At 69.3% G+C, this 25,577-nt stretch carries 14 protein-coding genes; 12 read left to right on the top strand and 2 right to left on the bottom strand.

The window, feature by feature from the left end; genetic code table 11:
* The first annotated feature begins 46 nt into the window (after positions 1-46).
* From MILUP08_RS06755 to MILUP08_RS06800, 11 genes are all read left to right on the top strand, one after another.
* Positions 47-2,962 carry an SNF2-related protein gene (locus MILUP08_RS06755; protein ID WP_007455989.1) on the top strand — a complete coding sequence of 972 codons (2,916 nt, stop codon included), beginning with the start codon at positions 47-49 and terminating at the stop codon, positions 2,960-2,962.
* Positions 2,959-7,704: a DNA methyltransferase gene (locus MILUP08_RS06760; RefSeq protein WP_007455990.1), complete on the top strand. Its 4,746-nt coding sequence runs from the start codon at positions 2,959-2,961 to the stop codon at positions 7,702-7,704. The genes MILUP08_RS06755 and MILUP08_RS06760 overlap by 4 nt, the downstream gene beginning before the upstream one ends.
* Positions 7,701-14,051 carry a DEAD/DEAH box helicase gene (locus tag MILUP08_RS06765; RefSeq protein WP_007455991.1) on the top strand — a complete coding sequence of 2,117 codons (6,351 nt, stop codon included), beginning with the start codon at positions 7,701-7,703 and terminating at the stop codon, positions 14,049-14,051. The genes MILUP08_RS06760 and MILUP08_RS06765 overlap by 4 nt, the downstream gene beginning before the upstream one ends.
* Entirely contained in the window at positions 14,051-16,186 is a 2,136-nt protein-coding gene (locus MILUP08_RS06770; protein ID WP_007455992.1) for a UvrD-helicase domain-containing protein, read from the top strand. The genes MILUP08_RS06765 and MILUP08_RS06770 overlap by 1 nt, the downstream gene beginning before the upstream one ends.
* A 122-nt stretch (positions 16,187-16,308) precedes the next feature.
* A complete protein-coding gene (locus MILUP08_RS06775; RefSeq protein WP_007455993.1) occupies positions 16,309-17,295 on the top strand; it encodes an HNH endonuclease in 987 nt (328 codons plus the stop codon).
* A 211-nt stretch (positions 17,296-17,506) separates the two neighbouring features.
* Positions 17,507-18,604 (top strand): DNA cytosine methyltransferase, encoded by a 1,098-nt coding sequence (locus MILUP08_RS06780; protein WP_007455995.1) that lies wholly within the window; start codon positions 17,507-17,509, stop codon positions 18,602-18,604.
* Between the two features lie 216 nt (positions 18,605-18,820).
* Positions 18,821-19,069: a hypothetical protein gene (locus MILUP08_RS06785; RefSeq protein WP_007455996.1), complete on the top strand. Its 249-nt coding sequence runs from the start codon at positions 18,821-18,823 to the stop codon at positions 19,067-19,069.
* Between the two features lie 25 nt (positions 19,070-19,094).
* Positions 19,095-19,265, top strand: coding sequence for a hypothetical protein (locus MILUP08_RS35795; protein WP_007455997.1), 171 nt, complete (start codon positions 19,095-19,097; stop codon positions 19,263-19,265).
* Positions 19,266-19,285: 20 nt separating this feature from the next.
* Entirely contained in the window at positions 19,286-19,492 is a 207-nt protein-coding gene (locus MILUP08_RS06790) for a hypothetical protein (protein WP_007455999.1), read from the top strand.
* Positions 19,493-19,577: 85 nt separating this feature from the next.
* Positions 19,578-20,030, top strand: coding sequence for a hypothetical protein (locus MILUP08_RS06795; protein WP_039905529.1), 453 nt, complete (start codon positions 19,578-19,580; stop codon positions 20,028-20,030).
* A 497-nt stretch (positions 20,031-20,527) separates the two neighbouring features.
* Complete coding sequence (locus MILUP08_RS06800; protein ID WP_007456003.1) at positions 20,528-21,220, top strand: 8-oxoguanine DNA glycosylase OGG fold protein; 693 nt, start codon at positions 20,528-20,530, stop codon at positions 21,218-21,220.
* On the opposite strand, the gene MILUP08_RS06805 is transcribed toward MILUP08_RS06800, so the two are convergent.
* Entirely contained in the window at positions 21,134-21,502 is a 369-nt protein-coding gene (locus MILUP08_RS06805; RefSeq protein WP_007456005.1) for a DUF4180 domain-containing protein, read from the bottom strand. The genes MILUP08_RS06800 and MILUP08_RS06805 overlap by 87 nt on opposite strands.
* Positions 21,495-21,944, bottom strand: coding sequence for a helix-turn-helix domain-containing protein (locus tag MILUP08_RS06810; protein ID WP_007456007.1), 450 nt, complete (start codon positions 21,942-21,944; stop codon positions 21,495-21,497). The genes MILUP08_RS06805 and MILUP08_RS06810 overlap by 8 nt, the downstream gene beginning before the upstream one ends.
* A 186-nt stretch (positions 21,945-22,130) precedes the next feature.
* Between MILUP08_RS06810 and MILUP08_RS06815 the strand changes: the two genes are divergently transcribed.
* Positions 22,131-25,559, top strand: coding sequence for an ATP-binding protein (locus MILUP08_RS06815; protein WP_007456009.1), 3,429 nt, complete (start codon positions 22,131-22,133; stop codon positions 25,557-25,559).
* The last annotated feature ends 18 nt before the right edge of the window (positions 25,560-25,577 follow it).

The following is a 25,577-nucleotide window of genomic DNA, read 5'->3' on the forward strand; positions in this document are numbered from 1 at the left end:
GGCTCCGAGGGAAATAACATCTTCCCTCGCATTAGGTGCCCTTTTCGTGACGAATGCAAAGATCGCCCCGTCAGTGGCCGTGAAGGCCGACCTCAAGGGTGCATACGCTCCAGGCTCGGTCGTGGTGATCCGCGACGAGGAGTGGCTCGTGCGGGCGACCGAGAAGACCACCGACGGCACCTTGCTCCACGTCCAGGGCCTCGGCGAGTTGGTTCGCGACGCCACCGCCTCGTTCTACGACAGCCTCGACGTGGTGACTCCTTTGGAGCCGTCGGCAGCCCGGGTCGTCGCTGATGGCAGTCCGCGGTATCGCACCGCCCGGCTCTGGCTGGAGTCGACGATCCGCAAGACCGCCGTACCACTCGGGGAGGGTTCGCTCTCCGTGGCGACCCGCGGACTCGCCGACGTGCTCAGCTACCAGCAGGCTGCGGTCCGTAAGGCGCTGGACCGCCAGAACCTGCGCCCAAGGATGCTGCTCGCCGACGCGGTTGGCCTCGGTAAGACCCTCGAGATCGGCATGATCCTCGCGGAGCTGGTCCGCCGTGGTCGCGGTGATCGGATCCTGATCGTGACGCCGCGTCACGTACTCGAGCAGATGCAGCACGAGCTGTGGACGCGATTCGCGCTTCCGTTCGTCCGCCTCGACTCGGCCGGCATCCAGCGGGTGCGGCAGAAGCTCCCGGCCACCCGCAATCCGTTCACCTACTACAAGCGGGTCATCATCTCGATCGACACCCTGAAGTCCGACAGGTACGTCGCGAGCCTGCGGAAGCATCGCTGGGACGCCGTCGTCATCGACGAGTCGCACAACCTGGCGAACGCCACGACACTGAACAACCGGCTTGCGCGGCTGCTGGCGCGGAACAGCGAGGCGCTCGTCCTCGCCTCGGCGACCCCGCACAACGGCCGAGCGGAGTCGTTCGCTGAGCTGATCCGACTGCTGGACCCGTCAGCCGTCAGGCCGGACGGAGAACTCGTCCCGGACGAGGTGCGGCGACTGGTGGTGCGGAGGCATCGGCATAGCCCAGAGGTCGCGCAGGTCGTCGGCGCCGACTGGGCGGAGCGGCAGGAGCCGAACAACGTCCTGGTGCCGGCGACGCCAGCGGAGAACGCTGTGGCTGAGGAACTGGAGCAGACGTGGCTATGGCCCGGCAAGGGCGGTAGCCCCTACTCGGGGAAGACCGCTTCACTCTTCCCGTGGACCCTTGCCAAGGCATTCCTCTCCTCGCCGGCGGCGCTGAAGGAGACGATCGAGGCACGGCTGGGCCGGCTTAGTAACGACGACAAGGGAGACCCGGAGCGGCAGGCGCGCGAGTGCGAGGCGCTGGAAAGGCTGGCCGCGCTCAACGAGAAGACGCTCAGGCAGCGCTCTGCGAAGTACACCCGGCTCGTGGCGCACCTGAAGGACTGCGGGGTCGGCCGCGGCTCTCCCGCCCGCGTGGTCGTGTTCGCCGAGCGCCTGGCGACCCTGAGCTGGCTGCACCGGAACCTGCCGAAGGATCTCGGCCTGCCCGCCGAGGCGGTGCAGATGGTACGCGGTGGGGAAGACGACGAGCAGCAGCGCATCGTGGAGGAGTTCAAGCAGGAGCAGGCGGCGGTACGCGTTCTCGTCGCCGGTGACGTGGCGTCCGAGGGCGTCAACCTGCACGCGCAGTGCCACGAGCTGGTCCACTACGACATTCCCTGGAGCCTTATCCGGATCGAGCAGCGCAACGGCCGTATCGACCGATACGGGCAGAAGCATCCGCCGCGGGTGACGGCTCTGCTGCTGGACCCTGCGAGTCGGCGCTTCGCCGGTGACGTGCGGATCCTCGCGAAGCTGGTGGAGAAGGAGGACGAAGCCCACACCGCGCTAGGTGACGCTGCCTCGCTGATGGGCTGCTACGACGTCAAGGGCGAGGAGGACCAGATCCGTGACGTCCTCGCCGGCAACAAGCAACTCGACGATGTGGTACGCCCGCTGGCAGCGGTGGCGGCTGGCAACGACCTGGCAGCCATGTTCGCCCAGATGTTCGAGGGGCCGAGCGAGCAGCCCGCCCAGCCGGCCGAGGACCAGCCGGAAGCCGGCCTAGACCTCGACTCGGGCCTCTACGACGACGACGTCTCCTACCTGGAGGACGCGTTGCAGGAGGCATTCATCGATCCGACGGCGCAGCCGAGCCGCGGTGGTGTGGGCTGGCGTCGAGACGAGGCCTTCGGCACCGTAGAGCTGAGTCCTCCGCCGGACCTTGTGCAACGCCTGGAGGTGCTGCCGCAGGCGTATCTCGCCGAGCGCAAGGTGACCGAGCGGCTGGTGCTCGCCACGACCCAGGTACGCGGCAAGGACCGACTGGCTGCCGCACGCCGGGAAGACAAGATCTCCTGGCCGGACGCCCACTACCTCAGCCCGTTGCACCCCGTGCTGGACTGGGCAGCCGACCGGGCACTGGCAGCGCTGGGCCGGAACGAGGTCTTCGCCGTACGCGGCACCGTCGAGGCTCCGACGGTGCTGCTGCTGGGCACGCTGACCAACCGGCGCGGCCAGGTCGTCTCTACCGCCTGGCTGACAGCGGAGTTTCCGACACCGGCGAACCCATCCTTCACGCTGATCTCTCCCCATGAGTCGGCTCGGGCGGCGCTGCGGGCCTTCGGCTGGGACACCGCACGCAACAATCCCGCGCCTGTCACGGATGTCGAGGCGCTGAGCGAGCTGGTGGCTCCTGCCGTCCACCAAGCGGAGAGCCACCTGCTCAACGTCTTCAAGGCAGCCGAGCGGGACGCAGGACAGCTGGTCGAGGAGTGGACGCGGCGGTTGGACCACTGGGACGCAGAGGCCGATGTGCTCATTCAGCGCAGCGACCTCAAGCAGCGTAGGACGAGCGTGGAACAGGAGAAGGCGCTGGTGCAGGCGATGGCTCCCGACCGCCAGCTCGTACGGCCGCTGCTAGTGGTCGTGCCGGACGTGGAAGGTGGTAAGTGGTGAGCGGGTCTGACGCGATCATCGTCGGTGAGGGTTGGATCTCGGAGCACTACTTCACCACCGAGGCGAAAGGTGAGTCGTTCCGCGCGGAGGTCAAGAAGCGCCGGGACGAGTGGGACGCCGAGGCGAAGGCGGGCCGGGAGACGCCGCGGTCGCGGTTCGTTGACGCGCGCCAGAAGCTCGAGGCCGAGCTCGCGAAGCTAGCCGAACTGCTCGACCCGAGCGAGCGCAGAGAGGTACGCGAGGGCCGCGACACCGACGGCCGCAGCCCTGACGCGGTGGCGGCAGGGGTGCACCGTCACATGCTCGACGTACTGGAGTTGCGGGGACACGGCCTCGTCCTCGACCAGGAGGGGCCGCTGTGGCGGGTGTCGTCGCCCGGCATCACCGATCGCGCGCCGCTGGTCGTGGTCTCCGCACGACCGGTCACCACGGTCGAGGAACTGTTGGTTCGCGACGCAGTGACGCTGCCCGAGTCGGTGAGGCTCACCGACGACGGGGACGAGCTGAAGTCCGCGGCCCGCTTGGTGTCGGCGCTCTTCGTCGCCGACGACGCTCCGGACCTGATCCTCGTGCTCGCCGGCCGATGGGCGCTGCTCGCCGAGCGGGAGCGCTGGGCCGAGGGACGCTACCTCGCCGTCGACGTGCAGCTCGTCTGCGAGCGCAACGACGGCAAGAAGGGTGGTGAGATCGACCGGGCCCTGACCTGCCTCTGTGCGCAGTCGATCGCGCCGGACGCCGACGGCAAGCTGTGGTGGCACAACATCCTCGAAGCCTCGGTCAAGCACACCGTCGGCGTCTCGAAGGACCTGCGCGACGGTGTCCGCCTCTCCATCGAGATCATCGCCAACGAGGTCGTCAACCGCCGGCGTGACCAGGGGCTCGACCCGCTGCCGGCAGGTGAGGCCCAGCCGCTGGCGAAGCAGTCGCTGCGTTTCCTCTATCGCATCCTGTTCCTCCTGTACGCCGAGGCGTCGCCCGAGCTGGGCGTGCTGCCGGTAGGTGCGCCGGAGTACGACCAGGGCTACAGCCTGGACCGGTTGCGGGAGCTGGTCCAGGTGGAGCTGGCCACGCCGCGCGCCCAGAACGGCACTCACCTCTACGACTCCCTCGGCGTGCTGTTCCGGCTGGTCGACCTCGGCCACTCCACGGCCACGGCCGTCGTGGAGGACGATGACAGTGATGGACCTGCGAGCGCGCAGGGCTTGACGTTCAACGCGCTCAAGGCGGATCTGTTCCGGCCGGAGGCGACCGCGCACATCGACGCGGTCGGGCTGGGCAACCAGGCGATGCAGAAGGTCCTCTCCCACCTGTTGCTCAGCAAGGAGGCGCGGGGCAAGGACCGGGGCTTCATCTCGTACGCGGAGCTGGGCATCAACCAGCTTGGCGCGGTCTACGAGGGTCTGATGTCGTACACCGGGTTCTTCGCCGAGACCGATCTTTACGAGGTCGCCAAGAACGGCGACGCGTCGAAGGGCTCGTGGGTGGTGCCCGCCGAGCGGGCCGAGGGGATCACGCCGGCCGACTTTGTGAAGACGGTGCATCCCGTGACCGGTGAGCTGCAGCCGGTGGTGCACGAGCAGGGCTCTTTCGTGTTCCGCCTTGCCGGACGAGAGCGCCAGCAATCGGCGTCGTACTACACCCCGGAGGTGCTGACCCGGTTCACCGTCGGGCAGGCGCTGGAGGAGCTGCTCGACCAGGACGGGCAGCAGAACACCGCCGCCGAGATCCTGGAGATGACCGTCTGCGAGCCTGCCCTTGGGTCGGGCGCGTTCGCCATCGAGGCGGTGCGGCAACTCGCCGAGCAGTACCTCAAGCGTCGCCAGGTCGAGCTGGGCGAGCGGATCGACCCTGACGCCTACCCGCGCGAACTGCAGAAGGTCAAGGCATACATCGCGCTGCACAACGTGTACGGGGTCGACCTCAACGCCACGGCCGTTGAGCTGGCAGAGATCTCGCTCTGGCTCGACACCATGGTCGACGATCTATCTGCACCGTGGTTCGGGCTGCACCTGCGACGCGGCAACTCGCTGGTCGGCGCGCGGCGGGCCGTGTACCGGCGCAGCCAGGTGAGTGACAAGTCGTGGCTGAGTGAGATAGCGCGCGAGTTGCCGCTCACCGCACTGGCCGAGGACGTCGAGGCGGGTCGGGTCGCCGGCGACGGCGTCCACCACTTCCTGCTTCCCGCCGAAGGTTGGGGCGCCGCTGCCGACGCCAAGGAGGCCGCCGCAATCGCGCCGGATGCGGCCAAGCGTCTGAAGAACTGGCGACGTGGTGTGAAGGTGAAACCAGCCAGGCAGCAGGTCGAGGCACTGGTCGAGCTGGCGCACCGGGTCGAGGTGCTGTGGCAGATCACCTACCGCCGCCTACAGATCGCCCAGCAGGAGATCCGCCGTGCCATACCTGTATGGGGGAAGGACGACCTTTCCTCTGGCGGTGCCGTGCAACGTGAGCAGATCGAAACCGAACTGGCCGACGTCAACGGGTCCTACCAGCGACTACGTCGGGTCATGGACGCCTGGACGGCCCTCTGGTTCTGGCCACTCACCGACGAGCCGACCACGGTCGACGGGGTACGGGTCGAGCCGCCCACTTGGACGGAGTGGATCGCCGGCTTGCGGGCATTGCTCGGCCGCGCCCACGACCTACGACCGGAGAGGACCAAGGTCAAGGCGTCGACTGGCCAGCTCAGTGCCGCGACGGACTGGGAGGAGCTGAGCCAGGCCGAGCAGATCGACCTAGGGTTTGCACACGCCAAACCGGTCGCCGAGGTGCTGCGCGAGCACCCGTGGCTCGTGGTGTGCGAGCGGGTCGCGGAACAACACGGCTTCTTCCACTGGCACCTGGACTTCGTCACGGTGTTCGCCAAGGGCGGCTTCGACCTCCAGGTCGGTAACCCGCCGTGGGTTCGACCTCGGTCGGATGTCGATGCCTTATTAGCCGAAGGCGACCCGTGGTGGCAGCTTGAGACCAAGCCGACGCAGGTGCAGATCCGGGCACGACGCGAAGCGACGCTGGCATTGCCCGGTATTCGGAACCTCGTGATCGATGGCACCACCGATGTCGCCTGCCTCGCCGATTTCGCCGGATCAGCGCAGTACCCGCACCTCCAGGGCCTCCAGCCGGACCTCTACCGGTGCTTTATGGAGCAGGCCTGGCGCAACACCTCAAAGCGTGGCATGGTCGGGCTCATCCACCTTGAGTCCCATCTCACAGACGAGAAGGCCGGGCTATTGCGTGCAGCGACCTACCAGCGCCTTCGGCGACACTGGGAGTTCATCAACGAACTAAAGCTGTTCGAGATTCAGGACCAGAAGCACTACGGGGTAAATATCTACGGTCCGGCTAGGGTTCGCCCGCACTTTATCAACGGTGTTTCGATGTACCACCCAGACACCGTCGTGCGCTCACTTAACCATGACGGCTCTGGACCGGAGCCTGGGCTGAAGGATCCGGACGGAAACTGGGACCTGCGTCCGCACCGAAGCCGAATCACCGTCGTCAACGAAAAAACTCTGGCGAGCTGGCATGCGATCCTGGAGTCATCCCAGGTGCCGGTGAGGCAGGCACGGATGGTCTATGCCGTCAATCGCTCCACCGCGTCGGTGCTCGACAAACTGTCGCATGCCCGCCGTGTCGGCGAGTTGGGACTCCACTTCTCGCGCGGATGGGACGAGAGCATCGACCGCAAGAAAGGTTACTTCGAGTCGGAGTGGGGTAAGCCCGATTCGTGGAATGAGGTAATCCTGCAAGGGCCACACCTGTTCGTGGCGACCCCGTTCTACAAGTCGCCGAACAAGACGATGTTGCACCAACAGGACTGGTCGGTTACCGACTTCGAAACGCTGCCACCGGATGCCATCCCGGTCACGGCCTACAAGCCGGTGGGTGACCAGCATCGCTACGACCGCGACTACACCCACTGGGGCGAGGACGAGCGACTTCCCGCCCGTGGCTTCTACCGCGTTGCCTGGCGGAAAATGGCCGCCAATACCGGTGAGCGGACGCTCATCGCCAGCATGATCCCTCCCGGGACATGCCACATCGATGGCGTTTTTTCGCTGGGTATCCCGGCTGGCGCTACAACCGACCTTGTAGTAGTCGCCGGCTTCACGTCGTCGCTGATACTTGACTTTGTCGTTAGAGTAGCGCCGAAAGCGAACATTCGCTCCGGAACACTTGCTCGACTTCCGCTTTCCATGAACCATTCTCTTCAGCCTGAGCTGGTGTTGCGTTCACTTCGGCTTAACTGCGTGACGAATGCGCTTGGTGCTCTCTGGGGTGAATGCTACTCGCCGTCCTTCAGAAACAGCGCTTGGGTGGGCGGCTTCGAGCACGCACGGCGCAGACCCCTCGGCGAGGTCGGGCCGGAGTGGAGCATCGAAACTCCACTACGCATCGCCGCCGACCGGCGGCGGGCGCTGGTGGAGATCGATGCGCTCGTCGCACTCATGCTCGGGTTGACGGCCGACGAGCTGTGCACAATCTACCGGACCCAGTTCGCCGTGCTTCATGGCTACGACCGCAACGTTTACTACTACGACACCAATGGGCGGCTTGTACCCAACTCGGTGTTGAGCATGTGGCGGAAGAAGGGAAGCCGGATCACCGAGGAGGAGCGGACCGCGACCAACCAGGCGGGCAACACATACACCTACGAATTGCCGTTCGCGACGTTGGACCGGGAAAAGGACATGCGGCAGGCGTACGCCCACTTCGAGCGGCTGCTGACGGAGCGTTCGTGAGTGCCCTCCTCCCCACGCTCCAGGCGGGCAGTATCCGGCAGAGCCTCGTCGACTACCTGACGACCACGTTCGGCCTGACCGACGGAGACGCCCGCGACAGCCTGGACCGGTTCCTATCGGATCCCGAGTCTGGCATGTTCAAGGGCCCGTACGTCCGGTTGCGCCTGCCGTTCCGTCCCGCCGATGAGGGCTGGCGGAACATGCTGGAGTGGTACGAGGGCTTCCCGCCATACGGCCACCAGGCGGCGGCGTTCGCCCGGCTCGCTTCGTCGGCGGGTGGTCAGCCGCGCCGGCCGCTGCCGACGCTGGTCACCACCGGCACCGGCTCGGGTAAGACCGAGGCCTTCCTGTACCCAATCCTCGACCACGTGCTGCGCGCCCGCCGCAAGGGCGTGTCGGGAACGAAGGCGCTGATCCTCTATCCGATGAACGCGCTCGCCAACGACCAGGCGGCGCGACTGACGAAGCTGCTCACCACGCACGCGGAGCTGGCCGAGGTCACCGCTGCCCTCTACACCGGGCAGTCCGGTCCGACCCGCATCGCCGTGACGCCCGACGGACTCATCACCGATCGGGGGATGATTCGGGACACCGCGCCGGACATCCTGCTCACCAACTACAAGATGCTCGACCAGCTGCTGCTGCGTGCTGAGGACCAGGAGCTGTGGCGGCAGTCGGCGACGAGCCTGCGCTACCTCGTACTTGACGAGTTCCACACCTACGACGGCGCGCAAGGCACCGACGTGGCGATGCTGCTGCGTCGCCTCGGACTGGCGCTCAAGAGTCACTGGAACGACGACGATCCGCAGGTCGACGAGGCCGCCCGCAACCGCCCGCTCGGTTTGATCACGCCGGTGGCGACGTCGGCGACGCTCGGCGACAAGGGCGACCCGGCGGTGATGCTCGACTTCGCTCGCACCGTGTTCGGCGAGCGGTTCGACGCCGACGCGGTCGTCACCGAGACGCGGCTCAGCCTCGACGAATGGACGCGCGACGCCAGCGAGGCAGTGGCCGCCGCCGGGTTCACCCCTGCAGACATCGGCGCACTCGACGTTCCCGCCGCAGTCGAGGCCGTCACGGCGCTGGGCCATAGCCCAGCCGGCGAAGAGGTCACCGCCACCGTCCTCGGTTTCCTCTACGGCGTAGAGCCCGAGCGGTTCGCCGACGCAACCCCGGAGCTGCTCTTGGCGCTCTGTCGCGCGCATCCCCTCGTCTGGGACCTCGCCCGTGAGGCGGAGCATGCCGTCGCGCTCGACACTCTGATGGCACGCGGGCTCGGCCATGTCAACGGCAACACCGCTCGGGCCGAAACTCTACTGTCGTACCTGCTCGCCATGCTCGGTCACGTCCGGGCCGTCGTCGGCCGTGACGCCCTCTCCGTGGACGTCCACCTCTGGGTGCGCGAACTCACCCGTATCGACCGCGCCGCCGCCGCGACCACCCGCTTCCGGTGGAGCGACGACGGGCCGCCGGTCGCCGGCACCGACGCCGAGGAATCGCGGCCGTCGTTCCCTGCGATCTACTGCCGGCACTGCGGTCGCTCTGGCTGGGGGATCGGTCTCGCCCCTGTGGGCCACAGCCTCGCGGCTGAGGACGACGGGATCCGTCGCAACCATGCGTCTAGGGAAGGGCGCTTCCGGCCACTGCTGTATGCCCCCGCCGAAGCCGCCGTCCACATCGACGAGGGCAAGAAGGTCGAGGGACTGGTCTGGTTCTCCGTACGTAACCGGGAACTCCTCGGCGACGTAGCTGAGGACGACCGGGACCTCCGGGACGGTTGGGTGCTGCCGGTGCTCACCAACCTCGGGGAAGACGCGGACGAGCAGAGCCGCAAGGACACCTGTCCGTCCTGTGGGCAGGAGGACGGCATCCGGTTCCTGGGCAGCGCCGTCGCCACCCTGCTGTCGGTGTCGCTCTCGACCTTGTTCGGCTCGCCGGCCATCGACGCCAGCGAGAAGAAGGCCCTGGTCTTCACCGACTCCGTGCAGGACGCCGCCCACCGGGCCGGCTTCGTGCAAGCCCGCTCCCACACCTTCACCCTGCGCTCGGTGCTTCGCGAAGCAGTGGCCGAGGGTGCGCTCACGCTCGACGCGCTCGTGAACGAGGTGATCCAGCAGGCGGGCGACGACACCTTCACCCGGTACCGCATCATCGCCCCCGACTGTGCCGACCGCGAGTCGTTCACGCCCTTCTGGCAGGCGAAGACCCTGCGGTCCGTGCCCCCGGAGGTGCGGGCGCGAGTCCGTAAGCGCGTCGCCCTCGATGCCGCACTGGAGTTCGGGCTCAACTCGCATCTCGGCCGCACCCTCGAACTCACCGGTTCCGTCGCGGTCGAGGTCGAGGCAGGTAAGGCGGCGCGGATGGCCCGGATCGCCCGCGCCGCACTACAGGCCGCTTCCTGGCAGGACAAGCTCGGCGCCGAAGGCCCCGACGACGCTGCGTTGGTGCAGTGGGTCCGTGGCGTGTTGGAACGGATGCGGGCCCAAGGCGCCATCGATCACCCGTGGTTCACCCGGTACCGGATGGAAGACGGGCGCCGCTGGTCGATCTGGATCGGACGCCCCCGTAGCGACGGCATGCCGGCGTTTCCCCACGGCCGCCCCGCCCCGGCGTACCCGAAGGTGGGTGGTTCCAGCGAACCGGTCCGCGGCGGAGGGCTGGACCCGGTCACCTCGCCGAAGTCCTGGTACGCCCGCTGGACCTCCCGGGTGCTCGACGTCTCGCCGCCAGACGGCGGACGCCTCGCCCGCGGCTTGCTCGACCGGCTCGCCCGGGAAGGCCTGCTCACCACCACGACGAGTGACTCCGGTGCGACCGTCTACGCGATTCCGCCATCAGGGGTCGTCGTCACTCCTACCAGCAAGGACGACCTCGACGAAGGGCGTCATCTCCTCGTCTGCGGCACCTGCCGTGCCGCTACGCCGGGTACGACCGCCACTGTCGAACAGCTCGTCCGCGCACCCTGTCTCAACGTGCGCTGCGGTGGTCACCTTGAGACCAGCAAGCTGCCCGACAACTTCTACCGGCGTCTCTACGCCTCCCCGGACATGCGCCGGATCGTCGCTCGTGAGCACACCAGTCTCCTGGACGACGAGACCCGGCTGCAGTACGAGGACGGCTTCCGGGACGCCGCCACCAGTCCGCAGGCACCCAACGTGCTCGTCGCCACGCCCACCCTGGAGATGGGCATCGACATCGGCGACCTGTCTGCGGTCTTCCTCGCCTCGCTGCCCCGCACCGTTGCCTCCTATCTCCAGCGCGTCGGCCGTGCCGGGCGTCTCTCCGGCAACGCGCTCAACCTCGCCTTCGTCGCCGGCCGCGGCGAGCACCTTCCCAAGCTCGGCGACCCCCTCTCCGTCGTCGACGGCGAGGTACGGCCACCCGCCACGTACCTGGCGGCAGAGGAGATCCTGCGCCGGCAGTACACGGCCTACCTGGTGGACGGCTTCGCTCGGGACCCCAAGCGGCGAACCCCACAGTCGGCGGTCGGCGCCATCAAATCGAGTGCGCCGGGCACCTTCCTCGGCGACCTGGTGCTGCACGCCGAGCAGACCGTGGACCAGAACCTACCCCGGTTCCTCGCCACCTTCGGCGAGCTGCCAGAGGAGGTCGCGGCCGGGCTGCGCGACTGGGTACGTCCTTCCAACGGACCGAGGACCAGCGGTTTCGCCGACCACGTTCGGGTGGCCAGTCGGCGCTGGCAGGACACCGTCGAGACGCTGACGCGTCGGCAGAAGGACATCGACGCACTTCTGCCCGAGCTCGAGGCGCGCTTCCAGTCGCCTGCCAAGACCGACGACGACGAGCAGGCACTGCGGTCTGCCAAGGCCACCCGGAAGCTCACCGCAGGTCAGCTCGCCCACCTGCGGAGCGTCTACTGGATCAGCGTCCTCGAAGAGTACGGGCTGTTGCCCAACTACACTCTCCTCGACGACACCGTCACCCTCGACGTCGGGCTGTCCTGGACCGATCCCGACAGCGGCACCCACGAGTACGGCAGCGCGCGATTCGAGCGGGGCTCTGCGCAGGCCCTCGTCGAGTTCGCCCCTGGCGCTACCTTCTACGCCCGTGGCTGGGAGATCGAGATCGACGCGGTCGACCTTGGCCTCGACGGTGCCTCCATTCGCACGTGGGCCTTCTGCCCCGACTGCGGATACGCGGTCGACGTCGCGGAGTCCGGCCGAGAGTTGCCGGTCTCGTCGTGCCCGCGCTGCGGTAGCACCGGAATCGGTGACACTGGTCAACGCCTGGACGTGGTGGAGCTGACCCGCGTGTCGGCGGAAGTGCGGCGCGACGAGGTGGCGATCTCCGACCGCAAGGACGAGCGGGGAAGGGTGGCCTTCCAGATCGTCCCGACCGCCGACGTCGACCCCGCCAACGTCACCCGTCGCTGGTTCGCCGAGAGCACCGGCCTCGGCTGCACCTACCTGCGCACCGTCGACCTGCGATGGCTCAACATGGGCCCGTCCGGCCATGGAACGACTCGCACCATCGCTGGCGCCGAACGTCAGGGCACGCTCTTCCGGGTGTGCGCCGGCTGCGGCAAGAAGGACACCGAGTCCGGGCGGAACCGGGCCCACGAGCATCGGCCCTGGTGTCCGTACCGGAAGTCGCCGAAGGAGACGACCAAGACCGTTGCGCTGGCCCGGACGCTGCGCACCCAAGGTCTGCTGATCCGGCTGCCGCAGGTGGTGAGCCTCGGCGACGACTTCGCCTTGCCCAGCCTTTCCGCTGCACTCCTGCTTGGCCTACGTGAGCAGATGGGGGGCCATCCGGACCACATCCGCGTCGAGCACGTCGTCGATCCGACGCTCTCGGACGGCACCGACAACCACGAGGCGCTCCTGCTGCACGACGTGGTTCCCGGCGGCACCGGTTACCTCGCCGAGACCGCCGACCCGGCGCGCCTGCGCAACCTGCTGATCTTGGCGTGGAACCGGGTTCGTGACTGCGAATGCCGGCACGAGGAGCGGCTCGCCTGCCATCGATGCCTGCTACCCTTCACTGCTCCGGGCGCCATCCGGCGGGTCTCGCGGGCGTCGGCAGAGCGGCACCTGCGTACCCTCCTCGGCTTGGCTCCCGACGCGGAGACCGCCGAAGGAACGACCTGGACGGTGACCGAGGTGCCACCCCACGAGGAGCCCGAATCGCACCTGGAGCGCGCGTTCCACCGGCTGATCGTCGGTCGGCTGCGGAGGAACGGTGCGGCGGTCACGGAGGTGCCCGGACCGAGCGGAAACATCGTGCGCTTCACCCTGCCCGGCGCACACCGCCAGTGGACGCTCACCCCGCAGGTCAACGTCGCAGGCTCCCGGCCCGACTTCCTGCTCGAGACGAACGACATGAACGTGCCCGAGGTCGCAATCTTCACCGACGGCCGGGCCTACCACGCGAGTGCGGCGGTCAACCGGCTCGCAGACGACGCCCGGAAACGCGCGGACCTGCGGGACGAAGGGCTGATCGTCCTCGGCGTCGCCATGCAAGACGTCGCCGTCGAGGACGGCAACGGGTCCGCCCCGGACTGGTACAACCCTGGGCTGGCCGGCAACCTGATGAACATCCCGCAGCTCCAGGCACCGCCCGAGGCCTACAAGGCGCTCGGGAGGGGTCCCGTCGACTGGCTCATCGATTGGGTCGTCGATCCGAACCCGTCGGCGGTCCGGGCCGTGGCCCGAGCCGTACCCATGTTCGTCTCCAGCAAGGCACAGCCCGTCCAGGTCTCCGAGACGGTGGCGCTGGAGGAGGTCGGCCGGGCGGTCCTGGTCGACGAACACCTGCCGGCCGGTGACCGGCGTGTGTTCGTCCGCCGCGCGGGCGCGCTCGCTGTCGTGGTCGAGATGTCGTCGACGATGGTCGTGCAAGTCGCCGCCGTCCTCGACGATCGTGACGAGGTCCTCGACGATGCCCACGCGAAGGCGTGGCGGGCCTGGCTCCGCTTCTCCAACGCCCTCGCGCTGCGCGACTGGCCGACCGTCGTGACGACGACGAGCCTGGTTGCTGGACCGTCGGGCAGCGCCTCCGTCGCAGACCCTGTCGGACCTGGCCGTCCACTGGGTGCGTGGGCGGACGTCTACGACGCAGCCGCCCCCGGCGAAGAGCGCAACCTCGTCGCCGCCCTCGCCGCCCAGGACGGCCTCGCTCCACCCGTGGTCGGTGCCGAAGGCCCTGACGGCATCCCGCTCGACCTATCCTGGCCCGACCAACGGGTCGCGGTTGCGTTCCCACACATGCCACGCCAAGATCGAGTCGATCTTGCCGCTGCGGGTTGGCGCGTCCTCGATCCCTCGCCCGACCGCGTGGCCGCCACCTTGGCCGGCGCCGCCCCTGAGAAGCACGGAGACGGTTGATGCCGACGATCATCATGGGCAAGCTCGCCAGCAAGATCGACGGCTCGATCCGCGGCAAGGCGATGACCTTCCTGCAGAAGCTCGGCGCCGACGACACGACGCCGGGCCTGCACGTCGAACCGATCAACGACTGCGTCGACCCGCGGGTGCGCACCGGTCGTGTCGACGACTTTTGGCGAGCGGTCATGTTCCGGCTTGATGGAGACGGCGAGACCCACTACGTCATCCACGGCATCTGGGCGCACGACGACGCGATCGCCGTCGCCCGACGTGTACGGCTCAAGGTCAACCCGATCAACGGCCTACCGCAGATCGACGAGATCGCCCCGCCGACCGCGGCCTTGCCCGTCACCCCTCCGGCGGCAGAACAGCCGGCGAAGCCGCTCTTGGTTCGCCTGGGGCACGATCCCGTCGATCTCGTCGAGACCCTTGGCCTGCCCGACGACATCGTCGATCGGGCGATGGCCGCCGCCGACGAGGACGCCGTGCTCGATCTCGCCCAACGTCACGAAGGGTGGATCGGCAGCATCCTCGTCGATCTTGCCGCAGGCGACACGGTCGATTCGATCGTCGTCCGCATGCAGCTCGAGAAGACCCCGCCGTCCGACGACGCCGACGCCGACGTCCTCCAGTCCCTCAGGCGACCCGCCGCTGCACTGCAGTATGCGTTCATCGACGATCAGGACGAGCTTCGCAGGGTCATCGAAGGGGGCGACTTCACTGCGTGGCGGATCTTCCTGCACCCCGAGCAGCGTCGCTACGTAGACCGCAGCTACAACGGCCCGTTCCGACTCTCGGGCGGGGCCGGCACCGGCAAGACGGTGGTGCTCATCCACCGTGCTCGCTCTCTCGCCCAGCGCAACCCCGATGCCCGCATCGTCCTGACGACCTTCACCACGAACCTCGCGGAAGCTCTCGGCGACGGTCTCACTCAGCTCGACCCGCGCGTGCGTCAAGCCAAGGCGCTCGGCCAGCCTGGTGTCCACGTCGCCGGCGTCGACGCCCTTGCCGCCGCGGTGCTCCGCGGGGCCGGCAGCAGCCTCACCGAGGCCGTTCGCAAGGTGCTCGGCGAGGAACGCTCCGCCCCGCTGGCTCGCACGGTTGGAACGCGGTGGCGTGAGGTTGTCGAGTCGACCGGCACAACCCTGCCGCACGAGCTGGCCAACGAGACCTTCCTGTCCACCGAGTACGCCCACGTCGTGCTGCCGAACAAGATCCACGACGAGGCCGGCTACCTCCGGGTACGCCGCCCCGGGCGCAGCGTCGCCCTCGACCGCGCAAAGCGGTCGGCCGTGTGGGCGTTGATCTCCGCGTATCGGTCCCAGAGCCGTATCGACGGAAGCCTCGACTTCACCGAGGCCGCTGCCGTCGCTGCCACCCACTTGGCGCAGCAGGGCGACCACCCCGCCGATCATGTGCTCGTCGACGAGGGGCAAGACCTCTCTCCCGCCCACTGGCTGTTCCTGCGTGCCCTCGTCGGGGAACACGCCGACGACCTGTTCATCGCCGAGGATTCCCACCAGCGCATCTATGGCACACGGGTCGTCCTCGGTCGATACGGCGTCGCCATCGTCGGTCGTTCCCAGCGGCTCACGCTGAACTACCGCACCACCGCGCAGAACCTGCACTACGCGATGAGCATCCTCGACGGCGGCCAGTACGTCGACCTCGAGGAAGAAGGCGAGACGACGGGCTACCGTTCCGCTCGCACCGGTCCGGCACCCGCCATCGAGTCGGTCGACTCACTCCCCGGCGAGCTGGGGGCGATCGTCGACCACGTTCGCGGCTGGCTCGACGACGGAGACGCCCCCGAGACCGTAGCGGTCCTGGTGCCGGACCGGTTCCATCGAGACCGCGTGGTCACCGCCCTCACCGAAGCGGACGTCCCGGCCCGCGCCGTCGATCGTGAACGGCCGCAGGCCGACAGAGTGCCGGTCATGACCATGCATCGGGCGAAGGGTACGGAGTTCTCCAAGGTCGTCCTCGTGACTGGCAACCCGTCGCCCGCCGAATTGGCACGTCTCGAGTCGTTGGACCCGTCTGAACGGGCGGATGCGCAATTGCGGGCCCGATCCCTGAGGTACGTGGCAGCTACCCGAGCCCGAGACCGACTGGTGGTGGTGACCCGAGGCTGAGCGGAGGTCGGGGAGGCAGGTGCCCGCCAGCAGGCGAGCGAAAGGATCGGGACCGTGGCGGCGGCAGCTGGCGGAAGTTGCGGCTGTGCCCGCGGTCGAAGGGCATGCAAAGGAGCGCATCGATGCCGACCATCGGCGACTATCTCGATCTGAGCGCCGGGCAGGCGGTGAGTCAGTGGAGGTCGATCCTCCGACGGACTCCCAGGCCTGGAGCCAGGCAAGAGGACTTCACTCCCGTCGAGACCCTCCTGTGCCTTGCGGCCAGTCTCGTCTTCAACCATCGCCGGTACCGCGGATCGACCGCCCACCTCGCCGAAGAACCGATCCCTACGCTCGCCCGGCTGTTCAGGCGCCCGAACGGCAGCCTGATCGCCAAGATGGGGAACCTCGATGGTGGCCTGGCCCACGGGGCCCGGTACGAGGTTCATGTCGCATCGACCCTCCTCGCCGACCCCGGGCGGCTGGAAGCGACCTACCGGCTCATCCTGGAAGCAGGCCGTGAGGCAGGGATCGGGCCGGACGACCTGCCCGACTTCCTAGGCTTGGAGAGCGGCGACGAGCTGCAGCTCCTCGGGCAGGAAGAGCTGACCCACTCGGACCTGGAGGTGGCGGTCCGGGAGAAGGTCGCCGCCTGGTCGCGGAAGGCACCGGACCTTTCGGAGCAAGTGACCGAAAGACTGCTCATGGCTGCGGTGCGGGTCGGCCAGCATCGGTTTGCGCGCGACGTCCTCCATAACCATGGCCATCGGTGCGCCTTCTGTGGCTTGGGCGTGAAGACGAAGGGCCGCGCGGCCCAACGGATGCTCGTCGCCAGTCACATCAAGCCGTGGCGGGTGAGTACCTCCGCCGAGCGGCTAGACCCGCAGAACGGTGTTGCTGCCTGCCCCACGCATGACGTCGCCTTCGACACTGGGCTCCTAGCAATCGACCACGAGCTGCGGGTGCACGTCCGTCCAGACGTGCAGGAGGCGGTCCGAGCGGATCCGGCGGCGCGTTCGTCCTTCGGAAGTCCACCGCTATCACGTCGGCTGCTGCTGCCAGAGGGAGCCACGGCACCTGCAGAGCGCTACCTGGCCTGGCACTACGCGAACATCTATCAACGGTCGTGATCGAGGTGCAAACCAGCCCAGACGGTCCTATCAACCTGAAGGAGTCGGGCTCACAGTCGCTCCGGCATGTCCTGCTGTCAGTTGCTGCTGATCTTTACTCCCAGCCGTGCGTGAGAACGGTAGGGTCGGCTGAATTTTGTCCATGCGATGGAGCCCACGTCGCGCACCCGCCCGACACCGCCTCCGCTCCGTGATCTACTACAGTCCCAGCATGCCCGCCCGAGCTGTCAGGATCTCCGCCGTCGATCTCTTCTGCGGCGTCGGAGGGCTCTCGCACGGGCTGCAGGATGCAGGCATCCACGTAGCTGCCGGCGTGGACCTCGACCGTACGTGTGACTATCCGTACCGACGGAACGTTGGGGCGCCATTCCATAGGCGAGACGTCCGTGACCTCACCGTCGAGGAACTGTCGGCCATGTGGCCCGCCGGCGCCGTCCGCGTCCTCGCTGGGTGCGCTCCGTGTCAACCATTTTCCTCTTACCGCCGCGGCGTCGACACGTCGAAGGAAGCCCAGTGGCCACTCGTAGATGAGGTTCGCAGGCTGGTCCAAGGCACGATGCCAGAAATCGTCACCATGGAGAACGTCCCTCGGATCGGCGGCACGCGGATCTTCAGGGACTTCGTCGAGCAGTTGCGCGAGTACGGATACCAGGTGGACTTCGGGTCCTGCTATTGCCCGGCCTACGGCGTGCCTCAGCACCGCCGACGTCTGGTCCTGGTCGCCTCGTTGCTTGGTGACATCGCCGTGCCCAAGGGTTCCATCACTCCCGCCGAATACACCACCGTCCGCCAGGCGATCGGCAGCCTGCCGCCGATCGGAAACGGCGAAACCCACTCCGGGGACCCCCTTCACAAGAGCCGCACTCTGACACCGCTGAACCTCGAGCGAATCAAGCGGTCCAGCCCCGGCGGCAGTTGGGAGGAGTGGCCGGAAGAACTGCGCGCTCCTTGTCACCGCAAGGCGTCAGGTGCAACGTTCAGGAACGTGTATGCCCGCATGATGTGGGACGAGCCGTCGCCCACCATCACCACCTTGGCGTACAGCTTCGGTGCGGGACGATTCGGGCACCCCGAGCAGGACCGAGCGATGACACTCAGGGAGGCTGCCATCTTGCAGAGCTTTCCCGAGGACTATGAATTCGTCCGACCGGGTGAGCCGGCGCAGTTCGCGCCGCTTGGACGTCTCATTGGCAATGCAGTGCCGCCACTGTTGGCGAGGGCTGTAGGTGCGACGGTCGTGGAGCACGTCGCAGCGGTGAAGGGTGGCGTGCGCAAGGTTGCGCGTACTACGGCCCTGGTAGAGGGCTGAGGAGTCCCGCAACTGCCGTATCGTCATCGATCGGGACGGCGGCTGCCCCGTTTCTGCATGACGAGTCGCTGGGCTGTCTATCCGTCGCGAGCGCGAATCCAGCCTCGACGGCCCGCGCTGTCGCAACGACCGCGCACCCCAACCCTGCCGGCTGCACCGCTGGGGCCGCCGGGTCCGCCACGCAGCTCAAGGTTCCCCGAACAGCCGTTGGCGGCGATGACCTCACCCCGGTGGATCATCCACCTTCCCACGACCCTCACCAGCCTCGACAGGGCCACCACCCTGGCCGCAGCCCTACGCGACTCGCTCGGCCACGTCACCGCCCTCGACTTCGGCGAGACCACCCTCAGCGAGGAAGATCAGCAGTTCTTGCGTACCCGAATCTGGTGTGACGCCCCGCTCGACGGTGCCGGCCCGCTGCCGACGCCGCGAGGACCACGACGGCCCATGCGGGGCCACGGATGAGGACCCACCCCGGTAGCGTCCGGGGATGCCCGACACCACGCACGAGGTCCTGCTGGCCGGCTTCGGCGCTGCTCAGCCTTACACCATGGAGGCCGCCGCCCCCCGCTCGCCCGGCGGGCACGTGGTCCTGGACCGCGGCGTGGTCGTCTACGTGGCCACACCCGAAACCTGCGGGCTCGTCTCCGGCAGCACCTGACCGGCAACCGGGGCTCGTCGGTGCTGCACGAGCAGGTCGGCCAACTCCTCGACACCCCGGGCAGCGCGGCGTCGGCCGCCGACATCGCCGACTGGCTGGGCCGGTGCGAGGTCCGCTGGCAGGAGACCGACAACCCGGAGGGTACGAAGGAGGCCCTGGTCCTGGCCCTCAAGCCCCGCTTCAACCGGCAGGAGCCGAAGCCGCGTCACGCGAACGGTGGTGAATAGGGGATCTCGCCCGCCGGCCGGATTCCTCTATGTTGGCCTGCGTGCCCGGCGTCCGACCTGGTGGATTGCGGGCATCGTCTACCTGGTGATCGGCTGGACGGCCTTCGCCACTATCTGCGAGAACGGCGTGACCGGTGAGGGCGTCGTCGACGACTTCCGCCCCAACGGTGGGGTTGCGGCCGCACCGACCTCGGTGAACGTCGGCGCATACGAGTCGGACGCCACCGTCCTGAACTTGTCCGTGACCGCGTACGCCATCTGCGCCAACCCGCTGCCCGGCCTGGTGCGGGCGTCCGTGGTGGGCGCCAGCAACTCCCTCGACTTCCGCAGCGTCGTCGCCACCTGCCCGGTCGGGAAGGTGCTGACTGGCGCCGGCTACGAGCTGAACGGCGTCACCGGCGAGGGCATCGTGGACGACTTCCGCCCCAACGGTGGTCCCGCGACCGCCCCGGTGTCGGCCGCCTCGGGTGCGTACGAGGAGGACGCGTTCGCCGGCAACTGGTCCGACACGGGGTACGCCATCTGCGCGACGGCGTAACAACAACTCATCCGGTGTAGCCGCCCCGCTAACGCGCGGGGCGACTACACCGTTGACGGGTTAGATCAGGAGCCTCCCTGACGGTGTACGCGTCCCTCCCGGGCGACAGTGGATCGGCCCTGGTCGCGTTCAGTGCCGGCGGAGCCGGTCGCGGTACGGCGGTGCCGTTGGTCGGGCGAGTGTTCCATGGGCGAGCCCTGGCGGCCCGGAGCGCCGCTGCCCGAATGCCGCCGGCCTCGTGCCGACTCGCCGCCGCTGTCGTGTTTGTTCTGCTTGTGGCTACCCATGCATCGCGCGTACCCGGCCACTGTGCGGCTAGTCCTGAGCCCAGGTCCGGCTGTGGGCCGTCTCCCCGGCGGGCGCAATCGGACACGGTGGAGACGCGATACCGCGATATGGCGTTCTCGGGCAGCCGGACGGTTGAGGCCGGCCATAACGTGCTGGCGGCGGACATCCCCACGTAGGGCGGACTGCTCCGCGACCTGAGGGAGGTAACCATGCGCAGGCCATGGCCGGGAGAGCGGGCCCCGATCATCGTGAAGGTCGACCGGTGGCGGGCGGGGCTGCCGCCAGATGCCTGGCCCGACAACTTTCCATCGAGCGGCGAGGTCTGGCGGCGTGACGTCTTCGCCGTTGCCGATGCGTACCGAGCGGGCAACGCCAGCGCGCGGCAACTGCTGACCGCGGTGCTGGTCTGGGGCTACGGCCCCATCGGGTACGGGCCGTGGCGGGCCGCCAGGTCGCTCGGTGCCGATCCGGACGGCAAACGCCTGGCGTACGCGCTCGAGGAGGTGTCCGCGTCAGCGCCCGACGAGGACGGGCTCCGCACGGCTTACCGCCGCTTCCGCGACCCCAACCACGCTCGCCTGCCGTGGTTGGGGCCGGGGCTGTTCACGAAGGTCCTCTACTTCGTCGGCTACCGGCGAGGGGTTGGCGGTGTGCAGCCGCTGATCCTCGACCGCGTCGTGGCCAGCCGTCTCCCTGCGGAGGCCGGTGTCGGCCGCCCGAACGGCTGGTCAGCCGAGGAGTGGCTGGCCTATCTGCGCTGGGCGGCCGAGCAGGCCCACCGCCGCGGTGTGGAAGCGGACGCGGTGGAGATGGCGCTACGCCGTGGCGCGGAGGCGGGCGTCGAGGGCGTCGAGGTCGGGGACGAACCAGATGTGCCCGGCCTGGTTCGACTCGTGCACTAGGGCCCGTAGCGCCGAGCTGCCGTCCAGGTGCGCCGAGATGTCACCGACGACGGCCAGGCGCAGCCGGTAGTTGACGAACTTCTGCATCACGTCGCCGGCGAAGCGGGTGCCCAACGAGAAGAAGCGTTCGTCGAGTCGGTTGGCCGGCACTGCGACCACCTGCGCGCCGGCGAAGGCCGCGCCGATCAGGTCCAGCGCGTCCTGTTCGGTGGCGACGGTCGGGCCGGCCGGGTCGCAGACCAGCACCGGCACTCCGGCGCGTTCCTGGATCTCGTCAGGCATCGTGGACCTTCCGGTGGAGTAGGCCGTTGTCGGCATTGAGGACGGCGTCGAGCAGGTGCAGCACCTCGGCGGTGCCGGCGGGATCACCGAGGATGATGATCTTCAGGCGGCGACGGTCATCGTCGTGCACGGTCTGCACCCGCAGCGGCCGGGCCGGGTCGTGCCCGGTGTTGACGCTGGCCAGCACGAGCGTGCCGAGTCGGTCGGCGGCGGCCCGGTCGACGCCGTCGATCTGCACGATGCTCGACACCTCGGCCTGCCCGGCCACGGTGGTGGTGGGCGGCCGTCCGGTGAGCGCGTCGAGATCGCTGGCGGCGATCCGGTACTGCTTGCCGATCCGCACGGCGCGCAGCCGGCCAGAGCGGATGTAGCCGCGCACCGTCCGCACGTGCAGGCCGAGTCGGTCGGCGACCTGTTCAACTGAATACATTTCTTCCGTCATCGTTCCCTATCCTAACCTCATAGGGAAGTTTGAGGAGGCATGGGATCGATTCGTTGCCGACATCAGCTCGACAGGCTCCGGCTGGCAGGTGGTGCGTGGCCACAGCAGTTGCCAGGGAGCCGGGGTGCCCGCGGCGTTCGAATCTCGACGCTCAACGTCGGTGGGGTCCAGTACCGTCTGGGAACCATGGACGCGCGGGTCGGCGACGCCATCATCGGGCGGGATCACCCCGCGGGTCTGCTGCGCGCCGAGCTGGATCGGGCCGCCACCAGCCACGGCGGTCTCGTCCTGGTCACCGGTGAGCCGGGCATCGGCAAGACCACCCTCGTCACCACCGTGGCGCGGGAGGCCCGCAGGCGCGGGGCGCTCGTGCTCGGCGCGGCCTGCTGGGATTCCGACAGCGCCCCCGGCTACTGGCCGTGGGTGCAGGTGCTGCGCGTCCTGCGGCGCTCCGCCGACGACTGGGCGCTCGCCCGGCCGGACGCCGAGCCCGCCCTCGCCGCCCTGCTCGGCGAGACCAGCACCGCCGACGTCCCCAACCTCGCCGCCGCCTGGCCCGCCCCCAACGACGGTCGGGACGACGGCCGGGACGTCGCCGATCAGGAGGCGTTCGCCCTGTACGACGCGGTGACCGCCGCGCTTGTCGCGGTCTCCCAGCACCGGCCGGTGGTGGTCGTCCTCGACGACCTGCACTGGGCCGACCCGGCCTCGCTGCGGCTGCTGGCGTTCGCCGCCCAGCACACCTGGTTCGAGCGGCTGTTGCTGATCGGCACGTACCGCGACGCGGAGGTCGAGGCGGGCGAGCACCCGTTGCGCCCGCTGCTGATGCCGCTCGTCGCCAAGGCCACCACGATCACCCTCACCGGCCTCGCCCGCGACGAGGTGGCCGCGTTGATGGCGCGTACCGCCGGGCGGGAGCCCGACGCCGACCTGGCCGACGAGGTGCACAGGCGTACCGGCGGCAACCCCTTCTTCGTCGAACAGACCGCCCGGCTGTGGCACGCCGACGGCACGACCGGCACCATCCCACCCGGCGTACGCGAGGCGGTGCGCCGACGGCTCGACCAGTTGCCCGCGGCGGTGGTCGAGGCGCTCACCGTCGCCGCCGTGCTGGGCCGCGAGTTCCACCGGGAAGTCCTATCGGCCAGCGTGGCGGCCCCGGCGGCGCAGCTCGACCGCCTGCTCGACCAGGCGGTGACCGCCCGGCTGGTGGTCGCCCGAAGCGGCGGCCGGTTCGCCTTCGCCCACGACCTGGTCCGGGAGACCCTCTACGACGGGCTCACCGCCGACGACAGGCACGCCCGGCACGCCGCGGTGGTCCGTGCGGTGGACCCGCCGACGGCGCTGACCGACCGGCTGATCCCGGCCGACCTGGCCCGCCACGCCTACCTGGCCGGCCCGGCGCTCGACCGGGCCCGGGTCGTCGAGCTGCTGGTCGCCGCCGGGCGGGACGCGTTCGCCAGGCTCGCCGCCGACGAGGCGGCTGTGCACTTCCGCCGGGCGTTGGAGGTCGTCGAGGACCGGGCGCAGCGGGTCCGGCTGCTCGTCGACTTCGGTGAGGTGCAATATCACCACGCCGGTCGGGACGAGGCCGTACGCCTGCTCGCCGAGGCCGCGACGCTGGCCCGCACGCTCGACGACCCGGTGCTGCTGGCCCGCGTCGCCCTCACCGTGCACCGCTCCCGCCAGGTGGACACCATCCACTCGGTCGACACCGCGGACCTGGTACGCGAGGCGTACCAGCGGTTGATCGGCGAGCCGGCCGCCACCGCGTCGGTGGGCACACTGGTGGCGGATCTGATCACCGCGACGGAGACCATCGCCCGTTCCGGCCGCGACGACGAGGCGCTCACCTTCAGCCTGTGGGCCCGCCACGACACCACCTGGGGTCTGGGCACCGCGGCGGCGAGAGCCGCGCTCACCGCCGAGATCCGGGACGTGGCCCGCCGCTCGGGCGACCGGGAGACCGAGCTGTGGGCCACCTCGCTGCGCTGGGTGGCGCTGCTGGAACTGGGCGACCCGCGCTTCGTCGAGGAGTTCACCGCCTTCGTCACCGCGGGCCAGCAGGATGACCTGGCCCGCCCTCGGATGGCGGCAGCCGTGGACGGCGGGATCATCGCGGCGTTCCGGGGTGACTTCGCCGAGGCCGACGAGCGGTTCACCGTCATCGCCGACCTGTCCGACCCGGGGCATGCCGAGTTCGCCTTCATGGGCCATCACCTGCGCTGGGCCCGGCTGCTGTTGCAGGGGCGGTTCGACGAGATCGACGCGTTGCTGCGCGAGTGGGCGCCGACCGACTACCCGTACCGGGAGCTGCTGTCGGCGATCACGGCGGCCGAGCGCGGCGATGACGAGACGGCGGTGCGGCTGACCGCCGTCATCGAGGCCGCCGACATTCGCTACCCACGTCCGGTGTCACCGCTGTGGCTGCGCCTGCGCGCGCAGGCCGCCGCCGCGTCCCGCGACCCGCAGCGCTGCCGCGACGCGCGTGCCGCGCTGACCCCGCACCGGGGGCGGTGGGCGGTGGGGCTCTTCGGCTGCGACATCAGCGGGCCCGTCGACCACTGGCTCGCCGTGGTCGACGCCGCCGAGGAGCGCTGGGACGACGCGATCGCCGGCTTCACGGCGGCCCGCGAGGCCGCCGACCGGATGGGCTCCCGACCCTGGTCGCTCATCGCCCGCGCCGGGCTGGTGAACGCCCTGGCCGGCCGCGACCATCCGGGCGACGCCGCGACGCTTGCCGAGCTGCGCGCCACCACCTCCCGGGACGCCACCGCCCTCGGCATGCGACAGGTGCTCCTCCGGCTCGCCGCCCCGGATCCGGCCCGCGCCGAGTCGGGCCACGTCACCGGCCGGGCCCAGGACGCCGGGCCAGGCCGAGTCGCCCGTCCGGGCGACACCACCGAGGCAGACCAGGTCGCCCTCCCGGCCCGGGCCGCAGGGCCAGACCAGGCCGTCCGCCCGGCCCAGGCCGCCGAGGCAGGTCGAGTCGCCGTTGCGGGCCGGGCCGCCGGGCCAGGCCAGGTCGTCGGGCGGCGCCGGGTGACGCCGCCCGACCCGCCGGTCGAGGGGTACGCCTTTCGGCGCGACGGCCCGGTCTGGCAGCTCGCGTACGCCGGGGTCGTGGCACACCTGCCCGACGCCAAGGGCCTGCACGACCTGCACCTGCTGCTGAGTCGACCCGGCAGCGACGTGCCGGCGGTGGAGCTGCTCGACCCGGCCGCCGGACCGGAGCTGGTGGCCGCCCGCCGGATGGGCGGCGATCCGGTCCTCGACGACGAGGCGAAGGCCCGCTACCGGCGGCACCTGACCCGCCTCGACGACGAGATCGACCGAGCCGCCGCACGCGGCGACGAGCGCAGGGCCGCCGCGCTGGACGCCGAGCGCGGCGCGCTGCTCGACGAGCTGCGCGCCGCGGCGGGGCTGGCCGGCCGGAGCCGGCGGCTGGGCGACGAGGCCGAGCGGGCCCGCAAGACGGTCACCGCGCGGATCCGGGACACGCTGCGCAAGCTCGACGAACGCCATCCCGCGCTCGGCGGTCACCTGCGCGAGTCCGTCTCCACCGGCAGCACCTGCCGCTACCTGCCGCCCGAGCCGCTGCGCTGGTGGCTCTGAGGCGGTGATTCGAGGGGC

Source organism: Micromonospora lupini str. Lupac 08 (assembly GCF_000297395.2).
Lineage (GTDB): Bacteria > Actinomycetota > Actinomycetes > Mycobacteriales > Micromonosporaceae > Micromonospora > Micromonospora lupini.

Bases quoted from the DNA above. Each gene is read 5' to 3' on its own strand.
- MILUP08_RS06800 (WP_007456003.1), top strand. From the start codon at position 20,528: ATGCGCAGGCCATGGCCGGGAGAGCGGGCCCCGATCATCGTGAAGGTC.
- MILUP08_RS06815 (WP_007456009.1), top strand. From the start codon at position 22,131: ATGGACGCGCGGGTCGGCGACGCCATCATCGGGCGGGATCACCCCGCG.
- MILUP08_RS06770 (WP_007455992.1), top strand. From the start codon at position 14,051: ATGCCGACGATCATCATGGGCAAGCTCGCCAGCAAGATCGACGGCTCG.
- MILUP08_RS06785 (WP_007455996.1), top strand. From the start codon at position 18,821: ATGACCTCACCCCGGTGGATCATCCACCTTCCCACGACCCTCACCAGC.
- MILUP08_RS06780 (WP_007455995.1), top strand. From the start codon at position 17,507: ATGCCCGCCCGAGCTGTCAGGATCTCCGCCGTCGATCTCTTCTGCGGC.
- MILUP08_RS06810 (WP_007456007.1), bottom strand. From the start codon at position 21,944: ATGACGGAAGAAATGTATTCAGTTGAACAGGTCGCCGACCGACTCGGC.
- MILUP08_RS06775 (WP_007455993.1), top strand. From the start codon at position 16,309: ATGCCGACCATCGGCGACTATCTCGATCTGAGCGCCGGGCAGGCGGTG.
- MILUP08_RS06805 (WP_007456005.1), bottom strand. From the start codon at position 21,502: ATGCCTGACGAGATCCAGGAACGCGCCGGAGTGCCGGTGCTGGTCTGC.
- MILUP08_RS35795 (WP_007455997.1), top strand. From the start codon at position 19,095: ATGCCCGACACCACGCACGAGGTCCTGCTGGCCGGCTTCGGCGCTGCT.